Annotated in this window: 9 protein-coding genes; 3 read left to right on the top strand and 6 right to left on the bottom strand. The window is 41.9% G+C overall.

Translation table 11 applies throughout. The features are described 5' to 3' along the window. Both JWR61_RS20260 and JWR61_RS20255 read left to right on the top strand, forming a co-directional pair. A partial coding sequence (locus JWR61_RS20260) for a metal-dependent transcriptional regulator (protein WP_301929543.1) occupies positions 1–489 on the top strand: 489 nt, incomplete at its 5' end. After that, positions 482–2362, top strand: coding sequence for an Nramp family divalent metal transporter (locus JWR61_RS20255; RefSeq protein WP_301929542.1), 1881 nt, complete (start codon positions 482–484; stop codon positions 2360–2362). The genes JWR61_RS20260 and JWR61_RS20255, both read left to right, overlap by 8 nt. A gap of 163 nt (positions 2363–2525) precedes the next feature. Here the strand turns inward: JWR61_RS20255 and JWR61_RS20250 are convergent, their stop codons facing one another. The 5 genes from JWR61_RS20250 to JWR61_RS20230 all read right to left on the bottom strand — a co-directional run bounded on the left by JWR61_RS20250 (position 2526) and on the right by JWR61_RS20230 (position 8021). Next, entirely contained in the window at positions 2526–3482 is a 957-nt protein-coding gene (locus JWR61_RS20250; RefSeq protein WP_301929541.1) for a glycoside hydrolase family 5 protein, read from the bottom strand. Between the two features lie 122 nt (positions 3483–3604). Next, entirely contained in the window at positions 3605–4201 is a 597-nt protein-coding gene (locus JWR61_RS20245; protein WP_301929540.1) for a GDSL-type esterase/lipase family protein, read from the bottom strand. Between the two features lie 114 nt (positions 4202–4315). After that, positions 4316–5509, bottom strand: a complete 1194-nt coding sequence (locus JWR61_RS20240; protein ID WP_301929539.1) for an AGE family epimerase/isomerase — start codon at positions 5507–5509, stop codon at positions 4316–4318. 93 nt (positions 5510–5602) lie between these two features. After that, entirely contained in the window at positions 5603–6811 is a 1209-nt protein-coding gene (locus tag JWR61_RS20235; protein ID WP_290340199.1) for a glycosidase, read from the bottom strand. 85 nt (positions 6812–6896) lie between these two features. After that, entirely contained in the window at positions 6897–8021 is a 1125-nt protein-coding gene (locus JWR61_RS20230; RefSeq protein WP_301929538.1) for a glycoside hydrolase family 26 protein, read from the bottom strand. Between the two features lie 317 nt (positions 8022–8338). On the opposite strand from JWR61_RS20230, the gene JWR61_RS20225 reads away from it, so the two are divergent. Further along, the gene (locus tag JWR61_RS20225) at positions 8339–9217 is read left to right on the top strand and encodes an AraC family transcriptional regulator (RefSeq protein WP_301929537.1); all 879 of its coding nucleotides are present in this window, start codon (positions 8339–8341) and stop codon (positions 9215–9217) included. Positions 9218–9362: 145 nt separating this feature from the next. Here JWR61_RS20225 and JWR61_RS20220 read toward each other — a convergent pair. After that, positions 9363–10235 (bottom strand): folylpolyglutamate synthase/dihydrofolate synthase family protein (locus tag JWR61_RS20220; RefSeq protein ID WP_301929536.1); only part of this gene is annotated, 873 nt, incomplete at its 5' end.

Raw genomic sequence — 10235 nt, 5'->3', positions numbered from 1 at the left:
TACCGGGGCTTTAAAATGAATGCTACGGGCAACAAAATAGCCCTTGGTATTGTACGCCGGCACCGCTTGTGGGAATTTTTCCTGGTGAACAAACTGGGTTTTGAATGGGATAAAGTACATGCCATTGCCGAAGAACTGGAACATGTAAGCAGCATGGAACTGATCAAAAAGCTGGATGCCTTTTTAAACTTTCCGCAAACAGATCCGCATGGCGACCCGATACCGGATACCAATGGCAAAATCACGGTGATAAAGCAATTGAGCCTGGCAGATATTGCGGTAAAAAAAAATGTAGTAGTAAGTTCCGTAAGCAACCAAAGCCCTGAAATGCTGGAAATGCTGAAGCACTACCATATCGGCATCGGCACCAGTTTAAAAGTAAACAAACATTTCATCTTTGACGGCTCAGTAGAAATTAAAGTTGTTCAGCAAAACCCCTGCGTCATCAGCGAGCAGGTGGCCAAAAACATATTTGTGCACCATGACTAATTTTTCTCACACAGACACTTCCCTCAGCGAAGTGCACCAAAGTATTGATACCACTACCGGTAAAAAGACAGGCTTCCGCAAAATCCTGTCTTTCCTAGGGCCGGCCTACCTTATCAGTGTCGGCTATATGGACCCCGGCAACTGGGCTACCGATCTTGCAGGTGGCAGTAAGTTTGGTTATACATTGATCTGGGTGTTATTGATGAGTAACCTGATGGCGTTGTTGTTGCAGGGCCTATCTGCAAGGTTGGGCATTGTTCGCGGCCGCGACCTGGCACAGGCTAACAGGGAAGCTTATCCGAAAGCGGTTAATTTTATTCTATACATTTTTGCAGAAATTGCCATCGCCGCCTGCGACCTTGCAGAGGTGCTCGGTATGGCCATCGGTATACAACTGTTGACCGGTTTGCCGCTTGTATGGGGTGTATCTATTACTGTACTGGATACGTTCCTCCTGTTATTTTTACAACGCCTCGGCATGCGGAAGATGGAGGCATTTATCATTACGCTGGTTGCAATAGTAGCGATCTCTTTTTTGATTGAAATTATTTTTGCAAAACCTGACCTGGGAGAAGTAGCGCTTGGTTTTATACCACATGCTTTATCAGATGAAGCACTTTATATTGCAATTGGTATCATCGGTGCTACTGTAATGCCGCACAATTTATACCTGCACTCTGCATTGGTACAAACCAGAAAAATTGACCGCACAGATGCAGGCATAAAACAAGCGCTAAAATTTAACCGCATTGATACCACCATTGCATTAAACCTTGCATTTTTTGTAAATGCTGCTATACTTGTTTTGGCGGCCACCGTGTTTTTTAAAACAGGCAATTCGCACGTGGCAGAAATAAAAGAAGCCCATCGCTTACTGCCAGGCTTTTTAGGCAACCTGGCACCCAAAATATTTGCCATCGCCCTCATCGCCGCCGGCCAAAGCAGTACAGTTACCGGTACCCTTGCCGGCCAGATTATTATGGAAGGCTATTTAAGCCTAAGGGTCAATCCCTGGGTACGCCGTTTGATTACCCGGCTGCTGGCCATTATACCAGCCCTGCTGGTCATTATTATTTATGGTGAAGACAATGCTGATGGACTACTCATTTTCAGCCAGGTTATTTTAAGCATTCAATTGGGCTTTGCCATTATCCCGTTGATTCATTTTGTGAGTGATAAAAAAACAATGGGTAATTTTTCTATCAATACCATTACAAAAATTGCTGCATGGGCCATCGCTGCGATACTGGTTTTTTTAAATTTAAAAATGATTATCAACGAGGCTTCCGGCGTTTTTTTAACCGGCAGTTTAATTGCCAAATCAGCCCTTTCGCTTGCTGGTTTATTGTTCACTTTTCTATTGCTGTACATTATTATTTTCCCCTGGCTTGATAAAAGAAAAAAGAAAGCATCCATACAAATGCATGCTGATATCAATACGATTAAAGAACTGGTTATACCTCAATTTAACCGCATCGCCATCGCTCTTGATTTTAGTGAAAACGATGAAAAACTACTGGCCTTTGCTTTGGGCCAGGGAAAGCAACAAACCAGGTATGTGCTGGTGCATATTGTTGAAAGCGCCTCGGCAAAACTGTTGGGTAAAGAAAGTGATGACTACGAAACACGCAAGGATCAGGAACGAATGGATTTTTATGTGGACTATTTAAAAACCCTTGGCCACTCCGCGGAAGGCTATCTTGGTTTTAGAAACAGGTCCAAAGAAATCGTACGGATTGTAAAAGACATCAATGCAGATATGCTGGTTGTGGGAGCTCACGGCCATACCGGTTTAAAAGATTTTATTTATGGCGAAACGGTTAATACAGTCCGGCACGAATTAAAAATACCCGTATTGATTGTGAATGTTTAGAACCGTTTCATAATGGCACTATAAAATTTAAGCTATTTTTTGGCCGGGCTAAGAAGCTTTGTGGTACGTCAGTGGCGTCGCACTCTTGTACATCATACATTATTGACCCTTGGGCTTCACCAGGTGGGCCATCCAAAAAATGGTGGCCCACCTCTGGTGGGTGTTATTTTTTCCCTGCCTTGCTTCGCAACAACTCCCGTGTTTTAATGCCCGACTCTTTGAGGTCATCTGTTTTCCAGTTGCCAAAATCAGATGCACTTTTATTGAGTACTGAACAGGTTTCATCTTTATCCGAAACTGACCAGGTGATCCAGCTTAATTTTCTTGCATCCATCCATTTGATCCATTTATTCCATTCATCATAATCAATCGGGCCATTGCCTGTAGCCTGCATGCCTGCTGATTCTGAAACAAAAATGGGCAGGCCTTTTGCAATTGCCGCATCTGCCTTATCGCGTAAAATTTGCTTGTGCGTACCTGCATAAAAATGCAATGAATACATCAGGTTTTTGAAGCCTGCGATAGGGTCCTCTGCAGGCAGATTAACATCCTGATCCCAATGCGGACTGCCAACCAAAATAACATTGTTGCTGTCAATGGCGCGGATGGTGGTAATTAATTCAGTGGAATATTTTTTTACTTCGGGCCAGGTTTCATAATCGGGCTCGTTGAACAGTTCATAAATTATGTTGGGATACTTTCCATAAGTAGTAGCCATCTCTTTAAAAAATTCATTGGCTTCCTTTTGATTGATGTTGTGGCTGTGCCAGTCTATAATTACATATATGCCATCAATGATCGCCTGGTCAACTACAGTCTTAATCAATTTTTTTTGCGTAGCTGAATCCTTCAAATAACCCTTTTCTGGCTCAACTCCGAGTGCTGCCCTAACAACACTGCACTTCCAGTCTTTGTATAACCACCTTACCGCAGAAGCGGTATAAAACCGCGGATGAAAACAACTCCAGCCAAAACTCATGCCGTTCAATACTACCGGCTGGTTGTTTTGATCTACCAGTTGCGTGCCTTCTACTTTTAACTGGCCGTGTATTTTGACAGGCTGCGCAACAACGCGGGTAATGCTGATTAAAAAGATAATTGCAATGGATAGTCGTTTCATAATTTGATGTCTGATTTTTTGATGTCTGATGTCTTTCGAGACGAAGCTGCTTTATCAGTTTGTTATCTCCTTCTATTCGTGATACCTGAATTTTTAATTTTGATTTTTTACTTGGTTTTTCATTAACCCAAACCCACTGGCATCAAAATTTTAAACATCTCCTCCGCCACCAGCTGATTGCCTTTATCATTTAAATGCACGCCGTCAGTCGTTAATATCCCAGCGGTTTTGTTTTTTGAATTATATGATCGCTCATAATTTTTAAAAGCAGAACGCAAATCTACCAGCGGGCACTTAAGTTGTTTTGCCAAATTGGTCACTACTGCTGAATATTCATCCAGGTCTGCATCCTGGGTATTTTTTTGCTTTTCGCCAATCACCGAAGTTGTACAAAGAACAACACGGATGTTTTTTGACTGCAATTTTTTTATAATGGCCCGGTAAAATTCCTCAAATTTTTCAATCTCTGTTCCTACACCTGCCATCTTATGCCACACATCGTTGATCCCAACATAAATAACGACAATATCCGGATTGAAATCAATTACATCAGCCTCCAGCCGAAGATACAAATCGTAGACTTTGTTACCGTTGATTCCAGCACCAATCATTTCAACCGCATTCCCGCCTGTATTAATTTTATTTTGCAACAGGTCAATATAGCCTTTGTTCAGTGTACCTGCTTTTGTTATAGAATCGCCGAAGAATATTATTTTCATTTTCCAGATTTAAGGCTGCAGCTACCAAGTTTTAGCGAAGACAATGCGAATCCGCCGCAACTGCCTTTAAAAGTAATCTTTTATCATAAACAGCTGGCGATATTCATCACAAAATTACAGGTCCGTATTGATTCTTCTTATCACTTCCATGCAGGCCCGGCTGTTATGATACGGGCATTTCCATAAACCCACTTTATCCTCTTTCTGCATCGGCTGATTGTGCTCATCCAACCCCCAAATCCATTCGCCATTTGTTGCCTTAATTGACTTTTTTATAAACTCCCAGCTGTCAACAGAGTGCTGTAAATACTGCTGGTTTCCGGTAATCTGCCAGGTGTTGTAAAAACCAATCATCGCTTCTGCCTGCGGCCACCAATGCTTTTCCTTTACCAGGTGATCGCCGTCTTTTTCATACCACATTCCTCCATCTGTATCAAGGCCCTCAATGGCCGCATTGGCTATGTTAACAGCGATTTCTTTTAAATCTTCTATCAATGATGCATCTCCTGTTACTGCTGCAGCTTCCAGTAATAACCAGGCGGCTTCAATATCATGTCCGTAAGAAATAATATGACTCTTTACCTGCCAGGTTTCATTAAAAAATAAATTGAGATGCCAGGTATTTTTATCAATAATGTGACTTGTGAAATTATTAATCAATAGTACAATGCTCCGGTGTAGTTTTTCATCTGGCCAGATGCGGTATAAATTGGTATACGCTTCCAATATATGCAGGTGCGTGTTCATGGTCTTTTTTTCGTTGGCATCCTTGCTGCTCAAACGCAAGTCACCGATTGGTTGCCAGTCACGGGTAAAGGCTTCCAGGTAACCGGTTTGATGGCTATCAAAACTATGCTGCTCTATTAGATGATACAACCCTATGGCCCTTCTTTTAGCATCTTCCAGTTGCGTACTTTGGTAATATTCGCTGTAAGCATATAATAAAAAAGCAATGGCATACACCTGTTTTTTTGTATCAGCCGGTTCGCCTTTAAAATTGACAGACCAAAAAGTACCGCCTGCTGCTGTATCAATAAAATATTGATTGATGTATTTATACGCCCGGTGTGCCAGCGGGAGATATTGCACATTGCCTGTACAATTGTATGCAGCAGCGAATGACCATAAAATTCTTGCATTTAATACAGCGCCCCTGGGTGCTGTTTCATCTATGGTATTGGCATGATCAATTTTTCCATAAAAGCCGCCATGCTTTTCATCCGGAGCGTATTGCATCCAATACTTTAAAATCTCACTTAATTCCTTTTGCAGTTCGCTGCTGTATCGTTGCAGCAAATGGGTCATCATCGTATGAAATGTATTTTAAAAGAAATGTCAGCAACACAAAATTATTTACTGAAGCAGCATTGCCGAACACCTGCAACTGCCTTTACTAAAAAATTATTCCGCAACTTGCAAATGCAGTTTACCATCTGATTTAACAGCTTTGTTGGCGTCAATAATCTTATTGATCAGACTTACCGAAGCCGCTGAACACCAGCCATCCGGCGATGTATGGGTAACATAATCCACCAGCTGTTCAACAGTAGATGTGGCCACATGCATCCTGCTGTCTGAAGAAGCATAGTATATAAAAACAGTTCCGTTTTCGTCTGCAATCCAGCCATTGCTGAACACTACATTGCTCACATCACCCGTACGCTCATCGCCTTCCGGCGCTAAAAAATAACCGCCCGGTTTGTAGATTACTTTGGTGATATCATGCAAGTCGGTCATAAACATGTACAACGTGTAACGCAGTCCGGCTGCAGTATTGCGTACACCATGCGCCAGGTGCAGCCAGCCGCTGCTGGTTTTAATCGGCGCCGGTCCAAGCCCGTTTTTCATTTCAAAAATTGAATGGTATACCCGGGGATCGATCACCGTTTCTTTTTTGATTACCGCATTGGTGATATCCGGTGCCAGGCCAAAACCTATACCACCACCCTCACCTGCCTCAATAAAACTATCCTGTGGTCTTGTGTAAAAGGCGTATTGCCCCTGCACAAATTCAGGATGCAACACTACATTTCTTTGCTGCGCAGAAGGTGTTATCAGATCGGGCAAACGGTCCCATTTCAGGAGGTCTTTTGTACGGGCAATGCCGCATTGTGCAATAGCCGCAGACTGATCACCCGGTGCAGCGTTGGGATCCTTTCTTTCTGTACAAAAGAGACCATAAATCCAGCCGTCTTCATGTGCAATAAGGCGCATATCATAAATGTTAGTATCCGGCACGGCCGTTTCCGGCATATTAACAGGATATTCCCAAAACGTAAAATTATCAATGCCATTGGCGCTTTCTGCAACCGCAAAAAATGATTTCCTGTCGGCACCTTCTACCCTTGCTATCAATACATATTTCCCGTTCCATTTGATGGCACCGGCATTAAAAGTGGCGTTAATACCAAAGCGTTCCATCAGGTAAGGATTAGTAGTTGCATTTAAATCGTACCGCCAAAAAACAGGTGTATGGGCTGCAGAGAGTATTGTATTTTCGTAGCGATCGAATACCCCGTTGCCCCCTGTAAGTTTTGTGTTAGGTTTTGTTAGCAACAGTTGGTGGGCCTGCAATAACTGTTGTAGTCTGGTATTAAATTGGCGGTGCATATGGCTTTATTGAACAATATCAGGTTGCAAAATATTGTTGAAATGTTTATAATGAGTAAATATTTATTAAATGAAACCGGGATTGCTACTGTTGATATAGTTTGTTCTTTCTTGCCTTGTTTTCAAAAATGAACTGGTTCATCAAAGCCAACCGTTTAAAATCAGTGGCAGATAACTGGCCTTTGTAAGGCACATAAAACTCTGTTTCCTCCGCCGACTTTTGTCCAGCATTTCTCCAGGCCAATGCATAGGCGATGGCGTGATTTTTCAATGCCCGGGCAAAAACATTCGTCCACCATGCTGCATCGGGAACGGCATTGTATCCAAACTCAGTAAGCGCCGGAATTTTAGTTTTGGCGGCCGCTATTTTTTCAAGCATAGTCAAACTCCTGTCTGTTTCAGCAATAAACGGGTCATTCGCTAAAATGTCACCTTTCTGATAAATATCAAAGCCGATCACGTCAACAAAATCGTCGCCAGGGTATCGTTCAAGGTATTCCTCTTCCGTTGCAAAACGGTCTGTATTATAAGCGTACAGCAGGTTGTGTACATTTTTTTTATCACGTAAATAGGTCTCTGTAAAACGGTACAATTGTTTCAGTTGATCCGGCGTACAATGGCTTTTACCCCACCAAAACCAACTGCCATTCAGTTCGTGAAACGGGCGAAATATCACGGGAATTAATTCTCCTTTTGGCCCTTTCAAATCCAGCATAAAAGCGGCTACTTTATCCAGCCATGTTGTATACAATTGATTTTTTTCGCCACCGGGCAAAATGGCTGCAACAGTGCCGGGTGCAGGATCCCAGGCCGTTTTACCGGTTAACGGATTGTTTACATGCCAGCTGATGGTTATTACGCTACCCTTTTTATAGACCTCTCTTATGTACCCTTTCATTTTCTTAAATGGCACCCCATCTAAATTTACGGGTGCATCCAATTCAAGCCTTCCGAGTTCCCATCCGTACACTGCTGGGTATTGTTCTGAACTTTCCTTTACATCGCTACGGCCTGGCTGGTATTTCCATCCTACACCATATGCCAGGTCATCCTGGTGACCAAACATAATGCCGTTGTTTTTTTGCTTTTGTAAATTGACAAACAACAGTTTTGTTTCTTTGGTTGCCTGCTTATCTGCTGTTTGGGCAAACACTGATAACCTTAACAACATTGCGCCAGCTAAACAAAAACAAACAATACCTTTTTTCAAAACGGCGATTTTAGCAGGTGATAAGTAAAAGATAACAAGTACATTAAAAATGCCGGGATAAATTTTTGTAAACGGGTTAAATACGATGGCAACAAAATTAATGAGAATACTTGCCTGTTTGCTAATACTATCTTATCTTATCATTGATTTAATTTGATTTGAGGTAAACTTTTACGACAAAGTCTTTCCTCTTTTAAAGTAGTTTTATTGATATAAATTGGGTTGATTTGGCAAAAAAGCGCTGGTACTATTTTAGTTATTATTTTGTATTTTCACTTAGCTGTAAACGATTTTCCATTAAAGTTGTCATATAAAAAATGCATAAAAATATAGTTAGAGAAATTACACCTTTAACGCAAAATGACTGCTTCACTATTTTTAGCAGGGTAAAAAAAGAGTTTAATTTTCCACTTCACTATCACGAGGAATTTGAACTGAACCTCATCATCAACGCGAAGGGTGCCAAACGGATCGTGGGCGATCACATTGAGCTGATTGACGACGTTGAGCTGGTATTGGTTGGCCCTAACTTATCGCACGCCTGGTTTACTGCCCAGTGCGAAAGCACCGACATAAAGGAAGTGACCATACAGTTTCACAAAGATCTTTTTGACGAAAAATTCCTTCGCCGCAACCAGTTAAGTTTCATCCGTAAACTGTTTGATCAATCGGCCAAAGGCATTTTATTTTCCAAAGAAACAGCGAATGCCATTGCGCCCCGGATAGTTTCGCTGCACCAAAAAAGTGGTTTTGATTCTGTGATGTCGCTGATTAACATCCTGCATGATCTTTCGACCTCGCGTAATATCAGAACCCTGTCGGAAGCCACATTCAACAACGAGTTTCAGTTTAATTTCAACAGCCGCCGAATTGAAAAGGCTTTTGAATACATGAATAAAAACTACGACAAGCCAATCACGCTCGGCGATATTGCCAAGCTGGTAAATATGACGGATGTTTCCTTTAGCCGGTTTATAAAAAAGCGCACGGGCATTACGTTTATCGACAGCTTGAATGAAATCAGGCTGGGCCATGCCAGCCGTATTTTGATTGACACGACCAACTCCATCGCCGAAGTAAGTTACAGTTGCGGTTTTAATAATATCTCCAATTTTAACCGCTTATTTAAAAAGAAAAAAAACTGTACACCAAAAGAATTCAGGGAAAATTTTTCGGGCACAAGGACATTTTTTTAGAAGCCATTTGAAAGTATTTTTGCCCGGGCCAGGAAGCTTTGAACAACGGAATTGGCGTCGCACTCTTTTACTGCATATTTCCAGGCAGCATTGCTTTCCAAATTGCAGTATATCAGTTTAACGAAGTTGTTAGTTTTGAAGCAAATTATTTTACTTCCCCCACCAAAAAAACACTGCCACAAACAATAATAACATCGTCTTTACCAGCAGCATTTTTTGCACTGTGTATGGCATCATTTACATCATCAAAGCAATTTCCTTCTAAACCCGCAGTGGCAGCTTTTGACTGCAGTTCTGCAGCCGGCAGTGCCCTTGGTATATGCGCATTGGTAAAATAGTAACGTGCAGTTGAAGGCAGCAGCGATAACACTTTGCTTACCTCTTTGTCTTTCACCATTCCCATAATAAAATGAATGGTCCGCTTTACCGAAGTATCATTTTTGCCAATCCATTTTATTTGCTCCAGCACTTGCTTTATTCCGTCTTCATTGTGGGCCACATCCATCACCAGCATTGGGTTTTGGCCGATTACATCCCAGCGGCCATGCAGACCTGTAATTAACTTTGTATTGGCCAACGCATATTTTTCTGCTGCTTCTGTTATTGTAAATCCGAGTGTCGTTAAAATACCTTCGGCACACAAAACAGTGGCAAGGTTTTTCGATTGATAAATACCATTCAGGTCGAGCGTAAAATTTTCTTTTACATCGTTGGTAATATCGGTAACTGTGCATTGCAATGTTTGTGCAGTTACTGTTATATCACCTACATTATATTTATCCTGTGCAAAATAAATGGGCGCATTGCATTGGGCGGCTTTATTGTCAAAAACGGCTTTTGTTTCCGGGATCCATTCGCCGATTACTACCGGAATGTTTGGCTTGATTATGCCTGCCTTTTCAGCCCCAATTTTTTCAAGCGTGTCGCCCAATATATTCATGTGATCATAACCGATATTGGTAATGATGGACAGGATGGGTGTGATAATATTGGTGCTATCCAGCCGGCCGCCGAGGCC

The organism is Ferruginibacter sp. (assembly GCF_028288465.1).
Classification (GTDB): Bacteria; Bacteroidota; Bacteroidia; order Chitinophagales; family Chitinophagaceae; genus Ferruginibacter.
Note: the sequence above shows the minus strand (reverse complement) of the source record. Positions and strands in the feature narration are given on the sequence as shown.

What these genes read in the sequence shown, in the direction of transcription:
- JWR61_RS20255 (WP_301929542.1), top strand. Translation starts at nt 482, where the DNA reads ATGACTAATTTTTCTCACACAGACACTTCCCTCAGCGAAGTGCACCAA.
- JWR61_RS20250 (WP_301929541.1), bottom strand. Translation starts at nt 3,482, where the DNA reads ATGAAACGACTATCCATTGCAATTATCTTTTTAATCAGCATTACCCGC.
- JWR61_RS20235 (WP_290340199.1), bottom strand. Translation starts at nt 6,811, where the DNA reads ATGCACCGCCAATTTAATACCAGACTACAACAGTTATTGCAGGCCCAC.
- JWR61_RS20225 (WP_301929537.1), top strand. Translation starts at nt 8,339, where the DNA reads ATGCATAAAAATATAGTTAGAGAAATTACACCTTTAACGCAAAATGAC.
- JWR61_RS20240 (WP_301929539.1), bottom strand. Translation starts at nt 5,509, where the DNA reads ATGATGACCCATTTGCTGCAACGATACAGCAGCGAACTGCAAAAGGAA.
- JWR61_RS20245 (WP_301929540.1), bottom strand. Translation starts at nt 4,201, where the DNA reads ATGAAAATAATATTCTTCGGCGATTCTATAACAAAAGCAGGTACACTG.